General features: G+C 52.9%; 23 protein-coding genes. 15 read left to right on the top strand and 8 right to left on the bottom strand.

Annotation, left to right across the window (positions count from 1 at the left end):
• Window positions 1–136: 136 nt before the first annotated feature.
• From mnmE to rpmH, 5 genes are all read right to left on the bottom strand, one after another.
• Window positions 137–1,501 carry a tRNA uridine-5-carboxymethylaminomethyl(34) synthesis GTPase MnmE gene (gene mnmE, locus CRO05_RS02545; RefSeq protein WP_097065683.1) on the bottom strand — a complete coding sequence of 455 codons (1,365 nt, stop codon included), beginning with the start codon at window positions 1,499–1,501 and terminating at the stop codon, window positions 137–139.
• A gap of 86 nt (window positions 1,502–1,587) precedes the next feature.
• Window positions 1,588–3,297 (bottom strand): membrane protein insertase YidC, encoded by a 1,710-nt coding sequence (gene yidC, locus CRO05_RS02540; protein ID WP_097065682.1) that lies wholly within the window; start codon window positions 3,295–3,297, stop codon window positions 1,588–1,590.
• Between the two features lie 67 nt (window positions 3,298–3,364).
• Window positions 3,365–3,574, bottom strand: coding sequence for a membrane protein insertion efficiency factor YidD (gene yidD / locus CRO05_RS02535; RefSeq protein ID WP_097065681.1), 210 nt, complete (start codon window positions 3,572–3,574; stop codon window positions 3,365–3,367).
• Entirely contained in the window at window positions 3,562–3,906 is a 345-nt protein-coding gene (rnpA, locus tag CRO05_RS02530) for a ribonuclease P protein component (protein WP_097065680.1), read from the bottom strand. The genes yidD and rnpA overlap by 13 nt, the downstream gene beginning before the upstream one ends.
• A gap of 35 nt (window positions 3,907–3,941) precedes the next feature.
• Window positions 3,942–4,076: a 50S ribosomal protein L34 gene (rpmH, locus tag CRO05_RS02525; protein ID WP_004175644.1), complete on the bottom strand. Its 135-nt coding sequence runs from the start codon at window positions 4,074–4,076 to the stop codon at window positions 3,942–3,944.
• Between the two features lie 179 nt (window positions 4,077–4,255).
• On the opposite strand from rpmH, the gene dnaA reads away from it, so the two are divergent.
• From dnaA to ribD, 6 genes are all read left to right on the top strand, one after another.
• The gene (gene dnaA, locus CRO05_RS02520) at window positions 4,256–5,653 is read left to right on the top strand and encodes a chromosomal replication initiator protein DnaA (protein ID WP_369831609.1); all 1,398 of its coding nucleotides are present in this window, start codon (window positions 4,256–4,258) and stop codon (window positions 5,651–5,653) included.
• Between the two features lie 201 nt (window positions 5,654–5,854).
• Window positions 5,855–6,964 (top strand): DNA polymerase III subunit beta, encoded by a 1,110-nt coding sequence (gene dnaN, locus CRO05_RS02515; RefSeq protein ID WP_097065679.1) that lies wholly within the window; start codon window positions 5,855–5,857, stop codon window positions 6,962–6,964.
• Window positions 6,965–7,081: 117 nt separating this feature from the next.
• Complete coding sequence (gyrB, locus tag CRO05_RS02510; RefSeq protein ID WP_097065678.1) at window positions 7,082–9,514, top strand: DNA topoisomerase (ATP-hydrolyzing) subunit B; 2,433 nt, start codon at window positions 7,082–7,084, stop codon at window positions 9,512–9,514.
• 207 nt (window positions 9,515–9,721) lie between these two features.
• Window positions 9,722–10,972, top strand: a complete 1,251-nt coding sequence (glyA, locus tag CRO05_RS02505) for a serine hydroxymethyltransferase (protein WP_097065677.1) — start codon at window positions 9,722–9,724, stop codon at window positions 10,970–10,972.
• A gap of 97 nt (window positions 10,973–11,069) precedes the next feature.
• Window positions 11,070–11,549: a transcriptional regulator NrdR gene (gene nrdR / locus CRO05_RS02500; RefSeq protein ID WP_090882837.1), complete on the top strand. Its 480-nt coding sequence runs from the start codon at window positions 11,070–11,072 to the stop codon at window positions 11,547–11,549.
• Between the two features lie 101 nt (window positions 11,550–11,650).
• The gene (gene ribD, locus CRO05_RS02495; RefSeq protein WP_097065676.1) at window positions 11,651–12,748 is read left to right on the top strand and encodes a bifunctional diaminohydroxyphosphoribosylaminopyrimidine deaminase/5-amino-6-(5-phosphoribosylamino)uracil reductase RibD; all 1,098 of its coding nucleotides are present in this window, start codon (window positions 11,651–11,653) and stop codon (window positions 12,746–12,748) included.
• Between the two features lie 38 nt (window positions 12,749–12,786).
• On the opposite strand, the gene CRO05_RS02490 is transcribed toward ribD, so the two are convergent.
• Both CRO05_RS02490 and CRO05_RS02485 read right to left on the bottom strand, forming a co-directional pair.
• Window positions 12,787–13,341, bottom strand: a complete 555-nt coding sequence (locus CRO05_RS02490; RefSeq protein ID WP_097066621.1) for a response regulator transcription factor — start codon at window positions 13,339–13,341, stop codon at window positions 12,787–12,789.
• Window positions 13,342–13,343: 2 nt separating this feature from the next.
• Window positions 13,344–14,609, bottom strand: a complete 1,266-nt coding sequence (locus CRO05_RS02485; RefSeq protein ID WP_097065675.1) for an ATP-binding protein — start codon at window positions 14,607–14,609, stop codon at window positions 13,344–13,346.
• A gap of 156 nt (window positions 14,610–14,765) precedes the next feature.
• Here CRO05_RS02485 and CRO05_RS02480 point away from each other — a divergent pair, with 156 nt between their 5' ends.
• The 7 genes from CRO05_RS02480 to CRO05_RS02450 all read left to right on the top strand — a co-directional run bounded on the left by CRO05_RS02480 (window position 14,766) and on the right by CRO05_RS02450 (window position 19,948).
• Window positions 14,766–15,380, top strand: a complete 615-nt coding sequence (locus CRO05_RS02480) for a riboflavin synthase (protein ID WP_097065674.1) — start codon at window positions 14,766–14,768, stop codon at window positions 15,378–15,380.
• 8 nt (window positions 15,381–15,388) lie between these two features.
• A complete protein-coding gene (gene ribBA / locus CRO05_RS02475; RefSeq protein ID WP_097065673.1) occupies window positions 15,389–16,504 on the top strand; it encodes a bifunctional 3,4-dihydroxy-2-butanone-4-phosphate synthase/GTP cyclohydrolase II in 1,116 nt (371 codons plus the stop codon).
• A 206-nt stretch (window positions 16,505–16,710) separates the two neighbouring features.
• Window positions 16,711–17,193 carry a 6,7-dimethyl-8-ribityllumazine synthase gene (ribH, locus tag CRO05_RS02470; RefSeq protein ID WP_097065672.1) on the top strand — a complete coding sequence of 161 codons (483 nt, stop codon included), beginning with the start codon at window positions 16,711–16,713 and terminating at the stop codon, window positions 17,191–17,193.
• Between the two features lie 10 nt (window positions 17,194–17,203).
• Window positions 17,204–17,749: a transcription antitermination factor NusB gene (gene nusB / locus CRO05_RS02465; RefSeq protein WP_097065671.1), complete on the top strand. Its 546-nt coding sequence runs from the start codon at window positions 17,204–17,206 to the stop codon at window positions 17,747–17,749.
• An 18-nt stretch (window positions 17,750–17,767) separates the two neighbouring features.
• On the top strand, window positions 17,768–18,742 hold the full coding sequence (gene thiL, locus CRO05_RS02460) for a thiamine-phosphate kinase (RefSeq protein WP_097065670.1): 975 nt from the start codon (window positions 17,768–17,770) through the stop codon (window positions 18,740–18,742).
• A complete protein-coding gene (locus CRO05_RS02455) occupies window positions 18,720–19,370 on the top strand; it encodes a phosphatidylglycerophosphatase A (protein ID WP_369831581.1) in 651 nt (216 codons plus the stop codon). Before thiL ends, CRO05_RS02455 begins: the two co-directional genes overlap by 23 nt.
• A 68-nt stretch (window positions 19,371–19,438) precedes the next feature.
• Window positions 19,439–19,948 (top strand): CinA family protein, encoded by a 510-nt coding sequence (locus tag CRO05_RS02450; protein WP_097065669.1) that lies wholly within the window; start codon window positions 19,439–19,441, stop codon window positions 19,946–19,948.
• Between the two features lie 13 nt (window positions 19,949–19,961).
• On the opposite strand, the gene CRO05_RS02445 is transcribed toward CRO05_RS02450, so the two are convergent.
• Complete coding sequence (locus tag CRO05_RS02445) at window positions 19,962–20,600, bottom strand: TIGR00645 family protein (RefSeq protein ID WP_097065668.1); 639 nt, start codon at window positions 20,598–20,600, stop codon at window positions 19,962–19,964.
• 145 nt (window positions 20,601–20,745) lie between these two features.
• Between CRO05_RS02445 and CRO05_RS02440 the strand changes: the two genes are divergently transcribed.
• Window positions 20,746–22,080 (top strand): tetratricopeptide repeat-containing serine protease family protein, encoded by a 1,335-nt coding sequence (locus CRO05_RS02440; protein ID WP_159462690.1) that lies wholly within the window; start codon window positions 20,746–20,748, stop codon window positions 22,078–22,080.
• Between the two features lie 138 nt (window positions 22,081–22,218).
• The gene (gene recA, locus CRO05_RS02435) at window positions 22,219–23,238 is read left to right on the top strand and encodes a recombinase RecA (RefSeq protein ID WP_097065666.1); all 1,020 of its coding nucleotides are present in this window, start codon (window positions 22,219–22,221) and stop codon (window positions 23,236–23,238) included.
• The last annotated feature ends 42 nt before the right edge of the window (window positions 23,239–23,280 follow it).

The raw sequence follows: 23,280 nt of genomic DNA, 5'->3' as shown, positions 1-23,280 counted from the left end.
AAACGAGGGCGCATTCTACGACAAAAAGAAAGGTTGCGTAAGGCGGCCGTATCCGGGTCTCGAAGGGCCAGGCACCTGTTTCACGTGAAACATTTGGTTCAAAAATAGAAAGAATCGCCAGGAAAAAGCTAGAGAACTACTTGCCGATACAGAATCGGGAGAATATCTCCCCCAGTAAATCGTCGGCGCTGAACTCACCGGTAATGGACGACAATGCCTGCTGGGCAAGCCGCAGCTCTTCCGCCAGCAGATCGAGCTGAATGTTCCCCCCAGTCAATCCGCGCGCACTTTCAAGGTGTTTCCGCGCATCGGTCAGGGCCTGGAGGTGGCGATTGCGCGCCATGAATACCCCTTCACCCCCGGAAGAGGATCTCCACCCAGCCATTTCAAGCAGCTCTCGGCGAAGTAGTTCGACGCCAGCGCCCGTTTTAGCGGAAAGATAAATTTCCGCTGCCCCCTCCGCCCTATTTTCCCGATGGAAAATCCGCGGCGATCCGCTCATCAAATCTATTTTATTATAAACATGAATGACCGGCAGGCCGGCGGGAAGACTATCCAGAATCGCCTGATCTTCCTCCGTGGCACCCTCCCGGCTATCGCAGAGCAATAACACCAGATTTGCCCTTTCGATAGCAGTGCGACTTCGAGCGATGCCAATTTTTTCCACCGCATCCTCGGTTTCCCTTAACCCGGCTGTATCCACCAGATGTAGCGGAACACCTTCAATTTCGATTGTCTGGCGGATAGCATCCCGTGTCGTACCTGGCACTTCCGTGACGATGGCTGCCTCTTCCCCCGCCAGCTGATTCAACAGGCTGGATTTTCCCACGTTGGGTTGGCCTACCAAAACGACGGATATACCTTCCCGCAGGATGCTGCCCTGCCGGGCTGACGTGAACACCTGCTCCAGTTGCATCTGAATCTTTCCCAGCTCGCTGCCGACGTCGGCCCCTGCGAGAAAATCCGCCTCCTCTGGGAAGTCCAATGACGCTTCCACAAGCATTCGCAGGTCAGTAAGCGCTTGCACAAGAATATGGATCGCGGCGGAAAATTCCCCCTGAAGGGAGCGCATTGCACACCGCGCGGCTTCGCTTGTCCCGGCATCGATGATATCTGCTACGCTTTCAGCCTGAGCAAGATCCAGCTTGTTGTTCAGGAAGGCGCGCAGCGTAAATTCCCCTGGCTGCGCCAAGCGGGCGCCTGCGAAAAGACAACTGGATAACACCAGATTCATTACAGCAGGCCCGCCATGGCCCTGCAGTTCCAGTACATCTTCGCCGGTATATGAATGAGGAGCTGGAAAAAAAAGAGCGATTCCCTGGTCGATAATCGACCCCCGTTCATCGAGGAACTTGCTCAGACGTGCATGACGGGCTTGGGGAGTAGACCCAATGACTTTCCGCGCTAAAGTGCTCAGGTTCTTGCCAGAGACCCGCACAACACCGATACCGCCTCTTCCGGGCGGCGTAGCGATAGCGGCAATAATGTCAGAATTTTCCATCCGACATTCACCCGGCGAGAGGTTCATTCAGTCAGATATGAGGATTCCAGGCGTTAACTGCTTGCAGGTTAGCAGGTTCACACTTGCTAATTCGCTTTTTTCTGCTTGCCGGCAGCTGCTGCGGAGCCCTCGATCATGCGCGTGATTTGCCATTGCTGCAAGATGGAAAGGACGTTGTTTACCAGTGAATACAGCACCAGTCCAGCCGGAAAGAAGAAGAAGAAGATACTGAAGGCGAAAGGCATAATCTGCGTCACCTTGGCCTGGATGGGGTCTGTTGCAGGCGGATTGAGCCTCGTCTGAATAAACATGGAAATGCCCATGATTACCGGCAGTACATAATAAGGATCGGGCGATGACAAATCCTGTATCCATAAGGCAAAGGGTGCGTTACGCAATTCAACGCTAGCGAGCAGAACCCAGTACAGCGAGATGAATACGGGAATCTGGACGATGATGGGCAGGCACCCGCCCATGGGGTTAATTTTTTCCGTCTTGTAAAAATCCATCATCGCCTGGTTCAGGCGCTGACGGTCGTGGCCGTGCTGTTCACGCAGTCGCTGCAGCTTTGGCGTGACCAGCCGTAATTTTGCCATGGAACGATAGCCTGCCGCGGATAATGGGAAAAACGCTATCTTGACGGACATGGTCAGGAGAATAATAGCCACTCCCCAGTTTCCGGTCCAGGAATGGAACAACGACAACAACCAGAACAGGGGCGCGCCAATTATCGTCAGCCATCCGTAATCGACCGTAAGATCCAGTCCTGGCGCGATTGATGCGAGTTTGCTCTGTTCCTCCGGGCCGGCATAGAGCGGAACGCTGACCGTGGCGGTTTCGCCAGGCTCAATTGTGCCCACAGGTACGATCACACCGGCGGAATACTCGTTTTCGCTGAGACGCTTCGCGTAATACTCGCGCGGTTGCTTATCCTTAGGCAGCCACGCTGCAAGAAAGTATTGCTGCAGCATGGCAATCCAGCCATTATCCGCATTTTTTGGATACGTTGCGGTGCCCTTGTCGAGCGCGGAGAATTCGATCTTCTTGAATTTATCCTGCTCGGTAAAAAGCGCTGCGCCGGTATACGTGGGAATCATGAAGAACGAACCCGCCGGCGGCTGGCTGTCACGTAACATCTGGAAATAGGAAAACGGATTGATGGGAGCAGCTGTATCGTTGGTCACCTCGAAACTGACATCGATGAGATAACTTCCGCGATGAAATGTGTATACCTTGTTCACGCGCACGCCGTCGGTAGCGGGTGCAGCCAGCCGTAATTCGATTTTCTCCTGGCCTGCCTCCAGGCTATACGTACCCGGCTCCGCTGTATAACGCGTTTTGTGCGTGGGCAAATTCTCTCCAATCAGACCAGACTGAGCCACATAGACGTGATCGGGTTGATTTTCCAGCAACGCGAAAGGCTTGCTTTTATCCTCCTTATCAGGGTGATACAGCAGCTCAAGACGGCGCAAATCACCGCCGGCGGTATCGATTTCCGCGACCACCATGTCGGTCTTGACAACTATCTTTTCCCCTGACTCCAGCCTGTCGATTGCCTTAACCGGAGCGCCGTCCGCTGCGGTTTCGCTTTTCGCGGGCTGTGTCGAAATCAGTTTATCCCCGGGAACCGGCGCCCCTTCCTGAGCACTTGGAGGCGGCTGATTTCGCGATCCCTGAGGCGCGGGCGCCGATGATGTCGGAGGGGCCGGCGGAAGTTGTTCTTTCTGCCAGGCGTCCCACAGAAACAGCATCGACGTTGAAAAAATCAGGAACAGTACAAATTTTTGTGTATCCATCTTGCTTTGCGTTTTTATGTTTTGCGATACGCGTATCGGTATCGAAGTAATTCAGGTCTGATAAGTTCTATGGAACAGGATCATGTCCACCGCGAGCCCAGGGATTGCAGCGCAGTATCCGCCATACACTGAGGAATATCCCACGCAGCGCGCCATGTCTGGCTAGCGCCTCACATGCATAGTGTGAACAAGAGGGGCTGAACCGGCACGAGGGTCCAAAAAAAGGACTCAGGCAATATTGGTAGAGCTTGATAAATCCAATAATTATCCGCGACATCGCTGCAATTGAACCATGAGACTTTCGAGTTCTCCCGCCATTCGTGACAAATCGTTATGACTGACGCGACGGCGCAGTCGCACCACCAGATCAAGGCCCGCCAATTCATGTTGCCGCGCACGAAACACTTCCCGCAACAAGCGCTTCGTCCTGTTACGTCTCACGGCCAGCCGCTCGATTTTACCAGCGACAATCAGCCCCAATCTAGAATTTAACAGACCGTTGGGTTTTGCGAAAATCTGAAGAAGTTCGCTGCGGGCAGAACATCTGAATCGAATAACCGAGGAGAATTCTTCTGCTTTACGCAACCGGTGAGTTTTCGGAAAGCGAATAATACGATTCCTCTAGGTGCATTTGACGCTGCCGGTTATACCCCCAGGCGAACTCGCCCCTTTGCGCGGCGAGCCCGTATAACAGCCGCCCCGCCTGTGGTTTTCATGCGAACCCGAAAGCCATGGGTTCGCTTTCTTCGCGTGACGGATGGTTGATAAGTGCGTTTCATCGCTTCCCCTGGGTCTGGTAAATAAAACTCGGCATTACAACTCTTTACGGAGGTTGATGTCAACCAATATTTTTTTCTCCCCCTGTGGATAAGTAGGTAGGAAGAGTCTAAAATACGTCACTCGCCCCGCTTTCGAATTTCCGCTTCTTTCCCGATCCGCAATGATGACCCTGCCTGCAATGGACACCTTTTGGCTTTCCTGTCTTAAACATTTTGAGAAAGAATTAAGCGCACAGCAGTTCAATACATGGATCAAGCCCCTGTACCTGGAATTGTCGCATAACGTCCCCGAGCCCGCCCTTGTTGCTCCCAACCGTTTCGTGATGCAATGGGTCAAGGACAACTTTCTATTCCAAATTGAACAGATGGCGGAAAACTGTTTTTCTCGGACCGTTCATTTCCAATTAAAGCTTGCTGATCAGGCCTTGGTGAAAACAACCAATTCCGTCGCAGCGGAAGCCGCCATCGATCCAGTCCAGCTGTCTGCCAGATTTAATGCGCCAGCGGTGCCGGCAGGAAAAGCTTCCAAAGATACGAAGGAAAAACGCGAAAAAAATCCCAGCAGGCTGAATCCTTCATTCACCTTCAATACTTTCGTCACGGGAAAGGCTAATCAACTGGCGCGAGCCGGCGCTATCCAGGTTGCGGAACGTCCCGGAACCGCCTACAACCCGTTTTTTATTTATGGGGGCGTTGGACTCGGCAAAACACATCTGATTCAGGCTATCGGCAATTTTGTGGTGGAACATAACAGCGCGGCTAAGGTCAGATATATACACTCTGAACAATACGTCTCAGACGTAGTAAGGGCTTACCAACATAAAGCTTTTGACGATTTTAAAAGATACTATCATTCGTTGGATCTTCTGCTGATAGACGATATCCAGTTTTTCGGCGGCAAGAATCGAACTCAAGAAGAATTTTTTTACGCATTCAACGCATTAATCGAAGCGCATAAGCAGGTAATCATTACCTGCGATTCCTACCCGAAGGAAATCTCCGGCATGGAAGAGCGCCTGATTTCCCGTTTTGGCTGGGGTTTGACGGTTGCAGTCGAACCTCCGGAGCTGGAAATGCGGGTTGCCATCCTGTTGAAAAAAGCACTGATGGAAAACATTGTCCTGGATGAAAACGTTGCCTTTTTCATCGCCAAACATATTCGTTCCAATGTCCGCGAACTGGAAGGCGCCTTGAAACGGGTGCTTGCTTATTCCCGCTTTACCGGCCACTCGCTATCTCTGGATCTTGCAAGGGAAGCGCTGAAAGATCTGCTGGCGGTGCAAAATCGGCAGATTTCCATCGAAAATATCCAGAAGACCGTTGCGGACTACTATAAAATCAAGGTCGCCGAGATGTATTCGAAAAAGCGTTCGCGCATCGTTGCAAGGCCCCGGCAAATGGCCATGGCCATATCCAAGGAACTCACCCCTCTGAGTCTGCCTGATATCGGCGAAGCTTTTGGTGGCAGAGATCACACTACCGTACTGCACGGTTATCGGAAAATTGCTGAATTACGGGCATCCGACCCAACGATCAATCGGGATTTCAATACCTTGTTACATATTCTGCGCGGTTGACCATAGCAGGGAATAAAACAGAATTATTTGTGGATAAGTTGCCACTTTTGCGGAAAGGCTAATTACATGCACAAACTATCCACAGGCAATACCGCATCGATACCGAGTCAAGATAATACTTAACTGATTAATAGTATTACTGTTTTTTTATTTATACCGGACTTGGCGGACCTTTATTAATGATTATTGGATTTTAAAACAATGAAACTAATAGAAACCGATAGGGATACTTTGCTTAAACCGTTACAGACGGTTACCGGTATTGTCGAGCGTCGTCATACCTTACCTATACTTTCCAACGTGCTGATAGAACGAAAGCAGGAAAAAATATCGTTTGTTGCAACTGATCTGGAAATCCAGATTACCACTTCCGCAGAGCATGTTAATCCTGACAGTGAAGAATATGCTGTCACTGTGGCGGCAAAAAAGCTTCAGGACATATTGCGTGCTCTTCCTGACAAGGCACAGGTGATACTTGAAACCGACGAAAACCGGCTTCGAGCCAAAGCGGGAAAAAGCCGTTTCAGTCTACAAACGCTTCCTGTCGAAGATTTTCCCAAATTTCCCGAGGGCACAGAACCCCAGGCAAAAATAACGGTTCAGCAGAAGGAACTGAAACATATGCTGTCTCTGGTGCAATATGCCATGGCGCAACAGGACATCCGCTACTATTTGAACGGCTTGCTACTGCTGCTGGAAGATAATTACTTGAGGGTAGTGGCCACTGATGGTCATCGTCTGGCGTTTGCGCTGATGATGCTGGAAGCGTCTCAGGAAAAAAAAGAGGTCATTTTGCCCCGCAAGGTGGTACTTGAGCTGGTCAGATTATTGAATGACAGTGATGAACCTGTAACAGTAGAAATTCTGCAAAATCAGGTACGCTTCAGCTTTTCGAATGTGATACTGGTGTCCAAGGTTGTGGATGGCAAATTTCCCGACTACAACCGGGTTATCCCAACGGGATACGAGAAGCAATTCGATATAAACCGGCTGCTGCTGTTGCAGACACTGCAGCGCGCATCGATTCTGTCAAACGAAAAATTTCGTGGAGTCCGTTTGATATTGACCACCGGTAATCTTCGTATCGTCTGTAACAACAGCGAACAGGAAGAAGCACAGGAAGAACTGGAGCTTCAATATGATGGAGATGCGCTTGATATAGGATTCAATATTACTTATCTGCTGGATGTGTTGAATAATCTGAGCAGTGAAACAGTGCGGTGCTCGTTCGGAGATGCCAATAGCAGCGCGCTTATCGCTATCCCGGGCAACGATGATTTCAAGTATGTCGTAATGCCGATGAGGATCTAGGTGGCGCGAACTGGCAAGAACAGCTTAAACCCATTCTGGCGAAGATAAATCTCAACAGTCAACGAGTCGAGCAACCACGTTTCACGTGAAACTGAAAACAACTGAAGATATAAGGCAATGAACGAAAAAGATCGATCCCGGCAGCAAAAGAGTAAAAGCTCGACTGATTATGGTTCGGACAGCATAAAGATCCTGAAAGGGCTGGATGCGGTACGTAAGCGTCCAGGTATGTACATTGGTGACACGAGTGATGGTACCGGTTTGCATCACATGGTGTTCGAGGTGGTTGATAATGCCATTGACGAAGCGCTGGCGGGTCATTGCGATGAAATTTCGGTGATCATCCATCCAGACAATTCGATCAGCGTACAGGACAACGGCCGGGGCATTCCGACCGGCATCAAGCATGATGATGAATTGAAGCGCTCTGCCGCTGAAATTGTCATGACTGAACTTCATGCTGGCGGCAAGTTCGATGACAATTCCTATAAAGTGTCGGGGGGACTGCACGGCGTTGGCGTGTCGGTAGTCAACGCCTTGTCGGAATGGTTGCGCCTCATTATCCGCCGAAATGGACAGGTTCATCAGATCGAGTTCCGAATGGGTATTCCCGTTGCTCCGCTGGCTATAACCGGCAAGACCGAACGTCGCGGCACTGAAGTGCACTTCCTCGCGAGCAAGGAAATATTCGGCGATATAGAATATCACTATGACATATTCGCGAAGCGCTTGCGCGAACTTTCCTTCCTCAATAATGGCGTCAAGATTCATCTGATCGATCAGCGCAATGGCAAGGAAGAAAATTTCGCTTTCGCTGGCGGCGTCAAAAGTTTCGTCGAGTATATCAATCGGACAAAATCGGTTCTTCACCCGACTATCTTTTACGCTACCGGTGAAAAAGAAAACATCGTGGTGGAAGTCTCGATGCAATGGAACGACAGTTATTCCGAACAGGTTTTATGCTTTACCAACAACATTCCGCAAAAGGATGGCGGCACCCACCTGACCGGCTTGCGCGCCGCCATGACGCGCACCCTCAACAGCTATATTGAAAAAAATGAGCTGGCAAAAAAAGCCAAGATTGAAACTTCCGGGGACGATATGCGGGAGGGATTATCCTGTATTTTGTCAGTGAAGTTATTCGAACCCAAGTTTTCCTCACAAACCAAGGAAAAGCTCGTCTCCTCGGAAGTACGTCCTGCCGTGGAGGAAATCGTGTCATTAAAACTGGCTGAATTCCTGTTGGAGCACCCGCTTGATGCAAAGACGATCTGCGGGAAAATCATCGACGCGGCCAGGGCGCGCGAAGCTGCACGAAAAGCGCGTGAATTGACGCGGCGCAAGGGTGTGTTGGATGGCATGGGACTGCCAGGCAAACTCGCGGACTGCCAGGAAAAAAACCCGGCGCTTTCCGAGCTTTATCTGGTTGAGGGCGATTCAGCCGGCGGATCGGCGAAGCAGGGCCGAGACCGTAAATTTCAGGCGATCATGCCGTTGAAGGGAAAAATACTGAATGTCGAAAGAGCCCGTTTCGACAAACTGATTTCATCTCAGGAAATCGCCTCCCTCATTACCGCGCTTGGAACGGGCATCGGCAAGGATGAATACAATCCCGACAAATTGCGCTATCACCGCATCATCATCATGACGGATGCGGACGTGGACGGCTCGCATATCCGTACCTTGCTGCTTACTTTTTTTTACCGGCAAATGCCGGAACTGATCGAACGCGGCCATATCTACATTGCCCAGCCGCCTTTGTACAAGATCAAGCATGGCAAGCAGGAACGCTACATCAAGGATGATCATGAGCTTAAGCAATATCTGCTGGGGCTCGCACTGGCCGACGCGGAATTGCATACGCATGAAGACAAGTCCCCGCTAACCGGAGAAACGCTGGAAAATATTGCGAATGAATACCTGCTGGCCGAAGCCGTGATCGATCGTATGAGCTCGCTGCTCGACAGCGAAGTGATGCATGCCCTGTTGCGCCATCCCGCCATCGATTTGAGCAACGAGAGCCATGCCGCCGAAAGCGCAGCCAAGCTTGCAGCACACGTAGCCTCGCCGAATCTCACCATAACGCCGGAGTATGACGCTGCTTCCGAAGAGTACCGGCTGAAAATATCGCGTATGCATCACGGCAATGTCCGGGCCAGTTATCTTGATCAGGATTTTCTGCAAAGCGGTGATTACATTCAGGTAAAGCAAACCGCTGAAGTACTCCACGGTCTGATTGGACCTGCGGCTTACGTCAAGCGCGGCGAAAAGAAACAGGCCGTCAGCGATTTCAAGCAAGCGCTCGACTGGCTGCTTGAGGAAGTTAAAAAAGGTATCGGTACCCAGCGTTACAAAGGGTTGGGGGAAATGAACCCCGCCCAGCTATGGGAAACCACCATGGATCCAAACAGTCGCCGGTTGCTGCGTGCGCAAATCGAGGACAGCATTGCCGCTGACGAAATTTTCACCACCCTGATGGGTGACGTTGTAGAGCCGCGCCGAGCATTCATCGAGAACAATGCGCTGGGAGTGAGAAATCTGGACGTCTAGTGGATGTGCATTGCCGCTTAAAATGCAAAAACCTTGCAATCTCGTGGCACTTCCCGGTGCATATGCGTCCAGTTTTCTGGTGTTGAGCGCTGGAACATAAGAGTTCGAAGCCATTTAAAATTAAGAAGACTAACCGGATTCTTCGGCAGATTACCAGTGGTAAAATGCCCGATTCATTTTCTAAAAATATCAAAGGACTGAACCGCCATGTTGTCCCCGAAATTAACCCTGGAAAGCGTTGACCCCGATGTCTGGCAGGCAATCAAAGGTGAAATACAACGGCAGGAAGAATATATCGAGTTGATCGCCTCCGAGAACTATGCCAGCCCGGCGGTGATGCAGGCGCAAGGAACGGTGCTGACCAACAAATACGCGGAGGGCTACCCCGGCAAGCGTTATTACGGAGGTTGCGAATATGTCGACGTAGTGGAACAGCTTGCAATAGACCGGGTAAAGGCGCTGTTTAATGCGGAATATGTGAATGTTCAGCCGCATTCCGGATCGCAGGCCAACGCCGCGGTGTATTTGACGGCCCTGAAGCCGGGCGATACGCTCCTTGGCATGTCGCTCGCCCATGGCGGGCATTTGACTCACGGCGCCTCGGTCAATCTCAGCGGCAAAATTTTCAATGCGGTTTCCTACGGACTCGATCCAAAAACCGAAGAGCTCGATTACGAAGAAGTGGCACGCCTCGCGCACGAACACAAGCCTAAAATGATCGTTGCAGGGGCTTCCGCTTATGCGTTAGTGATAGACTGGAAGCGTTTTCGCAAGATCGCCGATGAAGTGGGCGCCTATTTATTCGTCGATATGGCGCACTACGCAGGATTGGTAGCAGCAGGGTATTATCCCAACCCTGTCGGCATTGCAGATTTTGTCACGAGCACCACGCACAAAACATTGCGCGGGCCGCGCGGCGGATTCATCATGGCCAGGCCGGAGCATGAGAAAGCGCTTAATTCAGCCATTTTTCCCCAAACTCAGGGCGGCCCACTGATGCACGTAATCGCAGCCAAGGCGGTAGCTTTCAAAGAAGCCGCCAGCGAAGAATTCAAGAATTACCAGGAACAGGTGATCGATAACGCGCGCGTGATGACCAAGGTGTTGCAGGAGCGCGGTCTGCGCATCGTCTCCGGGCGCACCGATTGTCATATGTTTCTGGTGGACTTGCGCCCCAAGCATATTACCGGCAAGCAGGCGGCCGAGTCGCTGGAGTTGGCGCACATCACCGTCAACAAGAATGCCATACCCAATGATCCGCAAAAGCCTTTTGTCACCAGCGGGATCCGTATCGGCACGCCAGCCATGACGACGCGTGGTTTCAAGGAAATTGAAGCGGAACAACTGGCGAATCTGGTTGCCGATGTGCTGGATGCGCCCGCCGATGTCGCGGTGCTTTCGCACGTGGCGCATGAGGCAAGATCCCTATGTGCGAAATTCCCCGTTTATCAGCGTTGATTTGTGCAAGGGTCGAAATTGCCGCTGCCGCAGGGGGAGCGGCTATGGGCAGCACCGGCCGATTTAACGGCTCATTCTCTTGACTTGAATATGAATCATGAAATGCCCCTTCTGCAATGCAGATGACACAAGCGTAATCGACTCCCGGGTAAGCGAGGAAGGCGACAGAATACGCCGCCGCCGCCGTTGCCCTGTATGCGATAAACGCTTTACCACCTATGAAACGGTGGAACTGCGTTTGCCTCAGGTAGTAAAACAGGATGGCAACCGCACCGAGTTCGATCGCAAGAAACTGCTGACCAGTTTCATGAGAGCGTTGCACAAGCGTCCTGTTCCCACCGGAGAGGTGGATGCAGCGATGGACCGCATCGTGCAAAAGCTTTTGAGTCTGGGCGAACGCGAGATACCTTCGCGCAGGATCGGCGAGATGGTAATGGAGGAATTGTATAAACTGGACAAGGTCGCATATATCCGCTTTGCCTCGGTTTACAGGAGCTTTCAGGACGCTGACGATTTTCATAACGCGATCAGGGAAATGCAAAGGCCGCAGAAGAGGAAGGCAGTAAAAAAAGCCTGATTCAAACCCAGCATCCAGCAACTCTTCATCATTCCCTACTGGACAGAGCAGTAACTGAAAGTCGCAGCAGCGCCCCGCATTTCGGAATTATGGGTTCCCATATGTTCTCGTCAACCGATTACGGCTACATGGCCCAAGCCTTGCGGCTTGCCGAAAAAGGGCTGTATAGCACCAGCCCCAATCCCCGCGTCGGCTGCGTACTGGTGCGCGGCGATCAGGTAGTGGGCAGCGGCTGGCACGAACGCGCGGGCGAGCCTCATGCCGAAATAAACGCTCTTGCTGCAGCCGGCGCGGCGGCGCGAGGCGCGACTGCTTATCTTACGCTGGAGCCGTGCAGTCATCATGGACGCACCCCTCCTTGTGCCGACGCATTGATCAAAGCTGGCATTGCCAGACTCGTAACAGCCATGCAGGACCCAAATCCCCTGGTATCAGGCAGGGGCTGCGCGCTGCTGCAAAATGCCGGGATAGAAGTGCAAACCGGTTTAATGGAAGCAGAAGCAAAGGCGCTGAATATCGGTTTCATCGCCCGCATGACGCATGGGCGACCGTGGGTAAGAATGAAAATAGCGGCGAGTCTCGATGGCAAGACCGCACTCAACAATGGCATCAGCCAATGGATTACCAGTGAGGCAGCGCGGCGCGATGGCCATCGGCTCCGAGCCCGGTCCTGTGCAGTCATGACTGGTATTGGCACTGTGCTGGCGGACAATCCGCAACTCACGGTCCGCCACATGGAAACCAGTCGCGAAAACATCAGGCAGCCGCTCCGGGTGGTAGTGGATAGCCGTCTGGAAATCCCAGTGGACGCCAGCCTGTTGCGGGGGGGCGGAGAATTGATTTTTACCACAAGCGCCAGCGAGGGTAAAATCCTGGCGTTACATGACATGGGCGCGCGCGTGATCGTATTGCCGGGGGAAAATAACGGTGTCGATCTGGCTGCAATGATGCAGAGGCTTGCCGATTTTGAAATAAACGAGCTGCTGGTTGAGGCGGGCTGCAAATTGAATGGCTCGCTTATCCAGGCGGGACTGGTGGATGAGCTGGTGATTTATCTTGCGCCATATCTGATAGGTGATATGGCGCGCGGCATGTTAAAGCTGCCGGAATTATCGAATCTTGCGGAAAAGCGTGCGCTCAAGATTCATGATTTGCGAACGATTGGGCCGGACATTCGTATCATCAGCCGTTTTTCGTAGACGGCATCAAGAAAAGTTTTAGGGTTTTAGGGCTGTCCTCATGTTTTAGCCGGGTATTTGGTAAGTTTTCGCTGCAGCGTCCGGCGATGCATGTTGAGTATTCTCGCTGTTACGGAAACATTGCCTTTGTTCTCATTCAGGACGCGCTGAATATATTCCCATTCAAGCCGCCCAACCGACAGCGGATGCGAGCGAATCTGCACATCCGCATCGCCTGAAGTGCGCTCAAATGCAAGCAAGATTTCATCCACATCGACGGGTTTCGCCAGATAATGCGTTGCCCCGAGTTTGATAGCCTCCACCGCAGTGGCGATACTGGCATAACCAGTCAACATGACTATGCGGGTACCGGGATCAAGCATTTGCAGTTTTTCAACCAGGGTCAATCCGGAAGTGCCGGGTAGCCGGAGGTCGATAACCGCATATTCGGGCGTGCAAAGCTCGACACATTCCAAAGCCTGTTCGACGGTATGCGCGCAGGTGACATCGAACCCGCGTTTTGTCATTGCGTTCGCGAGAACGGTACAAAAAGTCGTATCGTCGTCGACAATCAGCAAAGTGGGGCGATCCTCCACTTCCATCGTCGTAACCATTGTCATATTGATTGCCGTATCAGAGGTAGTATAACTTGAGTACAGGCACCGCCTTCCCGATTGGTAAGGCGCACAGTGCCGCCAAACCGCTCGATATTGGCGTTCGCTAGAAATAAGCCGATTCCGAAACCCTGCCCTGGCGCCTTGCTCGTAAAGAAAGGTTGGCCCGCGCGCTGTACGGCTTCCCCGGTGAGTCCCTCGCCGTAGTCGAGTATTTTAAGGTGTAATTCCTCATAGTTCCAGGTCACTTCTATCTCAATATGTTTCAGTGAGGCATCGGCCGCATTATTCAACAGATTTAAAATCGACTGGCTCAATAACTGCGTATTCAGGATTTGGGGAGCGGGCTGTACGCCGCTGCCGCGGTAAGTAAACTGGACGGCTGGCCGCATCAATTGCCATTTATCCAATACCTGGCGCAAAAAATAATCGACAGCCTGACCGCTGCCGTCTTCCGCTCGCGCTTGACCGGCATCGGCCAGCAATTGTGTCAATGTACGCTTGCACTGGGTGATCTGATCGCGCAGTATTCGGATATTGCCTTGAAATTCGCTATTTTCCGTATGTTCATTCTGCAGTTCCCCGGTTACCACCGCCATCGTTGCCAGCGGCGTACCGAGTTCGTGCGCCGCGCCTGCAGCCAATGTCCCAAGCGCGATGATCTGTTCATTACGTAATGCCTGTTCGCGCGCCAGTGCCAGGTCCTTGTCGCGTTCGCGTATCGAAATCCCCATCTTGACAACGAACCAGGCGATCAATACGGTGCTTAGCACAAATGCCAGCCACATTCCGGACACATGCAGGTTGAACTCGCTGTTATGCTCTTCATGATCATGCGGCAACGGTACATAATAAAAAAGCAGCAGCGTGTAACAGCTTATCGTGATTGCGGCCATTACCCAGGTGTAAGCCCAGGGCAAGGCGGCGGCGGCAATCGTCAGCGGCAAGAGATACAGAGAGATAAAAGGATTGGTCGAGCCGCCGCTGAAATACAGCAATGCGCTTAATGCAAAGACATCAACCAATAGCTGAACAAAAAACTCGACGCTCGAAACCGGCCACTTGCGGCGGAGGCGTATCCATGTTGCGACGTTCAAGACGCCCAGCATAACCGCTACCGCAACCATTTCGGACCACGGCAGCTCCATTTCGAGTACCCAGTGCGCCAGTGCAAAAGTCAGGCATTGAGCCGCAATGACAATATTCCTGAGCAGGAACAGTCGGTGCAAATTCTTGCTTAGCGGCGATTGGCTGGAATCACTGAACATTTTCGTTGCTGGTTCCTGCGCGACGTGTTTGTGTAATATGTAAGCTGGACATTAGCGTATATTGCCATTCAGGATCCCGCAGCAAATTGCCCCATGCCTTCTTGTCCTGAACAGGCGTGCAATCAGAGGTTATTGTATTTGAAATTGGAGGGTTTGATGTTCACCGGAATTGTCGAAGCGGTTGGCGAGATAAAACAAGCCGTCTCACGGGAGGGTGGCATAGCCTTGAGTATTGCCCCTGCGCCCGGCAAACTGGACCTGGGCGATATCAAAACTGGGGATAGCATCTCGGTAAATGGTGTCTGCCTCACCGTTGTCGTGTTAGAAAAGGAAACGTTTTCGGTGGATGTATCATACGAAACATTGAGCTGTACCGAAGGTCTGGATAAACAGGGGGGGCGAGTCAACCTCGAAAGGGCACTGCGCCTGTCGGACAGACTCGACGGCCATCTGGTAAGCGGCCACGTGGACGGCATCGGTGATGTGGTCAGGTTCGAGCCGGCAGGAGAAAGTTATTTACTGGCGATCAAGGCGCCCCGCTCATTATTGAAGTATATTGCCAGGAAAGGTTCAATCACGGTGAACGGCGTCAGTTTGACGGTAAATCGAATAGAAGGAGACGAGTTGGAGACCAATCTCATTCCTCACACCCTGGCTGTAACGACATTGAAGGATTTGCGTCTTGGCGCGAAGGTAAATCTCGAAGTCGATATGATTGCACGATATGTAGAACGCTTGCTGGCGGCGCGTGAGCCGCTGAATAATGGTTGAGGTTTGACATGGTTACCAGTTCGATTCAGGAAATAGTTGCCGAAATCAGGGCCGGCAAAATGGTAATCCTCGTAGATGAGGAAAATCGCGAAAACGAAGGGGATCTAGTACTCGCGGCTGATTTCGTCACCCCCGAAGCCATCAATTTCATGGCGACGCATGGCCGTGGGCTGATTTGCCTGACATTAACCGAAGAGCGCTGCCGCAAGCTCAATCTGCCGCTCATGGTAGTGTCGAATCGCTCTCCGCTGGGCACGAATTTCACGGCCTCCATCGAGGCGGCCAGCGGGGTCACGACTGGCATTTCCGCCGCCGACCGTGCCCGCACCGTGCAGGCAGCGGTGAATCGTGACGCAAAACCCGACGATATTGTTCAGCCTGGACACATTTTTCCGCTGATGGCCCAGAACGGAGGCGTACTTGTGCGGGCGGGGCACACGGAAGCCGGTTGTGATTTAGCGAATCTGGCGGGGCTTGGTCCTGCCTCCGTGATTTGCGAAATTCTGAAGGATGATGGAAGCATGGCTCGTCTACCGGATCTGGTGGAATTTGCCGCAAAGCATCAACTCAAGATCGGTGCTATCGCTGATCTCATTCATTACCGCAGCCGCACCGAGAGCCTCGTTAAACGGATGGCCGAACGTTCCATCCAGACAGTTCACGGCGAGTTCCGGCTTGTCGCCTATCTGGATAAAACAGTCAATGCTACCCACCTGGCTTTGATCAAAGGCACGATTGATCCGGACACTGAAACACTGGTGCGTGTGCATGAGCCGCTTTCGGTCATGGATTTGCTCGACATAAAGGACGATACCCATTCCTGGAATGTAAATGATACGCTTCACGTAATCTCGAATGCGAAAAGCGGCGTTATCGTGCTGCTCCACTGCAGGGAAAGCGCGGCGGAGTTGATGGAACGGGTTGTACCGGCAAAATCCCAACGTATTGTTGCCCGGACGGACCTGCGCGATTATGGTATAGGTGCGCAGATACTCAAGGACCTTGATGTGGGCAAGATGCGGCTACTGGCCGTCCCGCGAAAAATGCCCAGCATGACGGGTTTCGGGCTCGAGGTAACGGGCTATCTGGAGCCGATAAATAAAGGCCGGACGCAGCACCGCTGAAAATCCAGCCGAGATTTGGCACCGTTTCATTTTCGTTAACAGGAAAAACATTTTCCAACAGTATCCGCGGCAACCTGAGTAAATTGGCGTCTCCCAACGGATACTTGCAAGCCCGGTTTTAATGGCAGCTTTAACCGCTTTCGCTTTCGGATAGTCCGGATTTACTCTTCGTCTGTAGCAGCCAGATCTTGTTTAAAGGAGCAAACATGGCACGATATGAAAACATTCTTGAACTTGAACCCGATCTCGACGGCGCCGAGTTGCGTATCGGCATCGTTATGAGTCGTTTTAACATTGATGTAAGTGAGGGATTGCTCAGCGCCTGCACCGCGGAACTGGCGAAGCAGGGCGTGGACGACGCGGCCATGTTACTGGTGACAGTCCCCGGCGCGTTGGAAATTCCCATGGCGCTGCAAAAAATGGCTTTGACCGACCAGTTCGACGCACTGATAGCCTTGGGTTCTGTGATACGCGGCGATACTTATCATTTTGAAGTCGTATCCAATCAGTCCACCAGCGGCGTAGCCGCAGTGCAATTGGACACCGGCATCCCTATTGCCAACGGCATTCTTACTACCGACACCGACGACCAGGCATTGGCGCGGATGAGCCAGAAAGGAACAGAAGCCGCGCAGGTGGCGATAGAGATGGCAAATCTACTCAGAGAACTGGATGAAGTGACACAATGAATTTAGCGCAATGACACAGACCAAACCGGTAGTCAAACGGGGAAACCAGCCAAATCAGCCACCAAACCAGCCGGTAGCGGATGCGCCAGCCAACACGCCGTCCGTCAAACCGCACACCAGGCCGGGACGTAAAACGCGCCGCCGCCAAGCCCGCGAACTGGCTTTGCAAGGGCTTTACCAGTGGTGCGTGGCCGGCGGAACCGCTGAGGCAATCGAAGCGCAGCTACACGAAACGAGGGAATTCCCCAAGACGGATGAGGAATATTTCTCGGGCCTGCTACGAGGTGTGCTTGGGAATGTACCGCAACTGGAGAAGCAGATTCAGCCTTATCTGGATCGGCCATTGAAGGAACTCAGTCCAGTGGAAATTTCCATACTGCTGCTCGGCACCCACGAGCTGGAGAGTCACCCGGAAATACCCTATCGGGCAATAATCAATGAAGCCGTCGAGCTAGCCAAAACCTACGGCGGCACGCACGGACATAAATACGTAAACGGTGTACTGGATAAATTGGCAGCCAAGCTGCGAGCAGCCGAGGTCAGTGCAAAGTTTTGATCGCAAAACGCCAAAAAAGTGCTCTCCGAATTCGACATCATTCAGCGTTATTTTATCCGTTCCGCCTCCCATGCCGTATTAGGCATAGGAGATGATGCTGCTCTGATCAGGCCTCCCGCGGGAATGGAATTGGCAGTTTCCACCGATATGCTGGTATCCGGCCAGCATTTCTTTTCCGATGCCGACCCGCGCAAGTTGGGCCACAAATCCCTGGCGGTGAATCTTTCCGACATGGCCGCGATGGGTGCAACCCCGCGCTGGGTCATGCTTTCGCTGGCACTACCCGAACCAGTGGCGAGGGAGAATGACAAGTGGCTGCAGTCGTTCGCCGACGGGTTTTTCGACCTTGCTCATGCACATCAGGTGGAGCTTATCGGTGGAGATACCACCAGGGGCCCGCTCAATATCTGTGTGACTATCATTGGCGAGGTAGGGAAGGGAAAGGCTTTACGCCGCAGCGGGGCCAGGCCGGGCGATGATATCTGGATATCCGGCCATTTGGGCGATGCCGCTCTGGCGCTTGCCCATCAGCAGCGGCGCATCGTGCTTGAGACCGGGGATATGGAAGAATGCCTGCCTGCGCTGCATACTCCAACGCCGCGGGTCGCCTTGGGGCAGCGATTGATCGGTCTGGCCCGTAGCGCAATCGATATCTCCGACGGACTGCTGGCCGACCTGGAGCATATTCTGAAACGTTCAAACGTCGCGGCTGTCATCAGAATGGCTGAGATAAATTGCTCGGCGTCAGTAAAAAGATACCTCCCGCATCCGGTGGCGATCCAATGCATGCTGGCCGGAGGAGACGACTACGAACTCTGCTTCACGGCTTCCAGGCGGAAGCGAGCAAAAATCGAAATGCTTTCCCGTGAGCAAGGAATTCCACTGACACGCATCGGTGATGTCTGCGAGGGAGAAGGATTGGTCGTGCTGGATGCTACGGGCCGAGCAGTAACACCGGAGACAAAAGGTTATGACCACTTCCACATCGGGTAATCCACATGGTAGCAGGATGGACGGCCGGCCTGATAGCCCGCCCGAGAGCCTGCTACCGCCTGAACGGGAGACCGGGGCGGCAAAAGGACCGGGTGGGCCTGACAGATCTGAAGGACCTGGGCTTGCGCCGTCCACCGGCGCCGCCACGCCACGCCCTAGTAAGGCATTTGTGCGGAACCACCCCGCGCATTTCATCGCGTTCGGTGGTGGCGCAGGCCTAAGCCCGGTTGCGCCCGGCACCGCAGGGACGCTCGCGGCATTCCCCTTGTTCTGGGTGTTTAACTATGTCCTCGACCCGGTTAAATTTTTCCTGCTGATCAACGTCATGTTTGTTGCTGGCATCTGGGCGTGTAGCGTAACCGGCAAGACGCTGGGCAGTCACGACCACGGCGGTATGGTTTGGGATGAGATTACCGCTTTCCTGCTGGTACTGTTCCTTACGCCCAATAACCTGATCTGGCAAGCATTTGCGTTTCTGCTGTTCCGTTTGTTCGATATAATCAAGCCGCCTCCCATCGGATATTACGATAAAAAGCTGCGCGGCGGTTTTGGTGTGATGTTTGATGACTTGCTGGCTGCATTCCTGACGTTGCTTTGTCTGGCCGCATGGAAGGCGTTTGCTATATAGGAGACCAATATAGAGCATGTCGCAAGGGGATAATCTTAAAGGAACGGATTTCCAGAGGATCAAATGACATGGATGACATGATGCTTCAAGACCTTGCCAGACAGGCTGGCACCGCACTTGCGCAGCAGGAACTGATGCTTGCTACTGCCGAATCCTGCACCGGCGGTTGGCTGGGGCAGGCCCTCACATCGATAGCCGGAAGTTCCGCCTGGTACGACCGTGGCTTCATCACCTACGCCGCCATCTCAAAACACGAAATGTTGGGCGTAAGCAGCACAACGCTTGAACAGTACGGCGCGGTATCCGAGCAGACCGCATCCGAAATGTCGGCCGGTGCAATTGCCCGAAGCCGCGCCCAGGTTGCGGTTTCCATTACGGGTATTGCCGGCCCCGACGGCGGCACAGTCGAAAAACCGGTGGGGATGGTTTGTTTTGCCTGGATAATGAAAGAAGGAATGGCGCTTACCGAAACTCGATATTACAGTGGCAGCCGTGAGGAGATAAGGCGCCAGTCGGTAGCTGGAGCGCTGCAAGGCGTAATAGACCTGTTGCACAGTATCCCGCCCAAAGTCGCGTAAACACACCTGTTGTTCAGTGGGTATTCTTTGCCTTATGGGCGACGCTATTGCCGGACATGAGACGGTCGCTATAAGCAATTGCAATCGCGGAAAGCAGAAAAACCAGATGGATTCCCGTTTGGGCCAAAATGGTTTTCTCATCGTACGCCTTGGCGTTGATGAAGGTCTTGAGCAGGTGGATGGACGATATGCCTATAATGGCCGTGGCAAGCTTGACTTTTAGCACCGATGCGTTGACATGCGACAGCCACTCCGGCTGATCGGGATGGCCCTCGAGATTCATGCGGGAAACGAAAGTTTCATATCCTCCGATGATCACCATGATAAGCAGATTGGAGATCATCACGACATCGATCAAGCCCAACACAACCAGCATGATAGTCGTTTCGGTGGTCTTGGTAGGCCTGGCCGCGCCATCGATCGCAACCGCGTCCAGGATATGCTGTAACGCAGACTCGTTACCCATGACGGCTCCGATCAAATCAAGCAATTCGACCCAGAAGTGGTACACATACACGCATTGGGCCAGAATCAATCCGAGGTACAACGGTAATTGCAGCCAGCGTGTGGCGAAGATGAAATACGCCAGCGGTTGTATTCTTCGGGCAGCGGCGCGCGGACGTGGCTCTCCGGAATCCTCGTTGATATCCATTCGTTTCCGTGGTTCGCGGTAAAAAATAATTCGATATTTTACACGCTGGCTGTTTTGTTGCGCATATCGTTGACATTGCTCCACGACGAGCGTACTCAATATAAAGTAGTGACCGTTGCGAAACAGGATGCCGAAAAGAAGAAACATGAGATCCCTATATCCGGTAATGCTCGGGGCTTTGGCATCCGCCTTGCTTTCTCCGCTCGCCGCGGCTAAAACCGCCGAGGAAATTTTTACAGACGCATCGCCTTTCGTGGTATCGGTAGACATGGATGACGTCCGGGGCAAGCGTGGCAGCGGAGTAGTGATGGAAACGGATGAGGTGATTACCACCTGCGATGTGGCCGGAAAAGAAAAAAATGGCCAGGTGAGCCGGTCGGGCAGCACCTTCAAAGCCGTGTTGGAAGGCGCCCTGGCTGACCGCAATCTTTGCCGTTTGAACGTACCAGATATGCAGTCCCCACGGATCGCCCTGGGCACGGCAAAAAAACTCCGGGTGGGGCAGCCGGTCTATGCTATTGGCATTCCCGCAAAGCGGGCGGGACAGCACCGACGTGAACCGGTCCTGAATGAAGGAGTCGTCTCCAGCCTTCGGCCATACGGGGGCTCACAGTACATTCGTATTTCTGCGGCAATTCCCTCGGGCTTCAGTGGAGGAGCGCTGTTTGATAACGAGGGACAGCTGATCGGGATACTGTCACCGCAGATTGTCGAAGGCGAAAATCTTGCTTTCGCGCTGCCTGTGGATTGGATAGGTGAGCTACAAAAGGGGGCGCAGGGCGTGCGTGAGGGGCCACGGACGCAATCTGCTCCGGCGACGATCAACAAGAATGGGCTCAATTGGCTTAACCGCACGTTAGCGCTGGAAAAGAAAGGGAAGTGGCGCGATCTGCTAAAACTTTCCCAGCAGGAAATCAAACGCAATCCCGCAAACGCCGCTGCATGGTTCAATATGGGTATTGCTTCCGCCAATCTCAAACAATATAACCAGGCAATCGACGCCTATCGGGAAGCCATACGCAACCAGGCCGAGTATGCCGACGCTTGGCATCACCTGGGCGTTGCCTATGCGAATCTCGAAGAATACGCTGACGCGATCCAGGCCTATGAGGATGCGCTGTTCATGCGGCCGGACAATGCGGGGGCATGGTTTGACCTGGGAAATGCCTACTATGACCTCAAACGGTACGCCTATGCAATCCATGCCTATCGCCAGGCCCTGCGAATAGATCGCGAAAATTCCAATGCCTGGTACAGCCTCGGTGTTACCTACGACGAGTTGAAGCTATACGATGAATCGGCTGAGGCCTATCGCGAGACTGTGCGCATTCAACCGGAGAATGCTGACGCCTGGTATAACCTGGGTGTGGCTTACGCGATGCTGGACGAGCGTGGCAAGATGCGGGAAATATATCAGACCCTGCGCAAGCTCGACCCGGCACGAGCAGAGCAGTATTTCAACATTTATATTTTGCCCTGAACATTGCTCCGGTAAGAAAGGAGTTTATGCATGGCAGAGTAAAACTTGCGCCTTGCCGAACACGTTGTCATTCTCCGTCCGCCTTTCCGGTTGTGGGTTCCTGTGCGATAATTATCCTCTCTACAAAGGAAGAATTTCATGGATGAAAACAGAAGCAAAGCATTGGCAGCCGCTCTTTCCCAGATCGAGAAACAGTTCGGCAAAGGTTCGATCATGCGCCTGGGCGCCAGCGATGTTGCCAAAGACATCCAGGTAATTTCCACTGGTTCGCTAGGCCTTGATATTGCATTGGGTGTCGGCGGGCTGCCTCGAGGGCGGGTAGTGGAAATTTACGGACCGGAATCCTCCGGCAAAACTACCCTCACGCTGCAGGTCATCGCGCAAATGCAAAAGATGGGCGGCACCGCGGCGTTCATAGACGCGGAACACGCGCTCGATCCGCAATACGCGCAAAAAATCGGCGTCAACGTGCAGGAACTGCTGATTTCTCAACCCGACAATGGCGAACAGGCTCTGGAAATCGCCGACATGCTGGTGCGTTCAGGCTCCGTTGATGTGGTGGTGGTAGACTCGGTTGCCGCGCTGACTCCCCGTGCGGAAATCGAGGGTGAAATGGGCGAGCCACAGATGGGCCTGCAGGCGAGACTGATGTCGCAGGCGTTGCGCAAGCTCACCGCCAACATCAAGCGCAGTAATACCATGGTGATTTTCATCAACCAGATACGCATGAAAATCGGCGTCATGTTCGGCAGCCCCGAAACCACGACTGGCGGCAACGCACTGAAATTCTACGCATCGGTTCGCCTTGATATACGCCGTACTGGTTCGATCAAAAAGGGCGATGAGGTGATCGGTAGCGAAACGCGTGTGAAGGTGGTCAAGAACAAGGTCGCGCCGCCCTTCAAACAGGCCGAATTCGATATTCTCTACGGGGAAGGGATTTCATGGGAGGGTGAAATCGTCGAGCTGGGTGTGCAGCATAAGCTGGTCGAAAAGGCCGGCGCCTGGTATTCCTACAAGGGAGAAAAAATAGGTCAGGGCAAGGACAATGCTCGTGAGTTTCTGAAAGAGCATCACGACATAGCGATGGAAATAGAATCGAAAATCCGCGCTGCCGTGGGCGTTTCCAATCCGGCCGAACCTGCGACCGTAGAATAGTGGCGGAGTAAGTAACGTCCGGGCTCGCTGAGGCTGCTGCCC

The organism is Nitrosovibrio sp. Nv4 (assembly GCF_900215485.1).
In the GTDB taxonomy this organism is placed as follows: Bacteria; Pseudomonadota; Gammaproteobacteria; order Burkholderiales; family Nitrosomonadaceae; genus Nitrosospira.
Note: the sequence above shows the minus strand (reverse complement) of the source record. Positions and strands in the feature narration are given on the sequence as shown.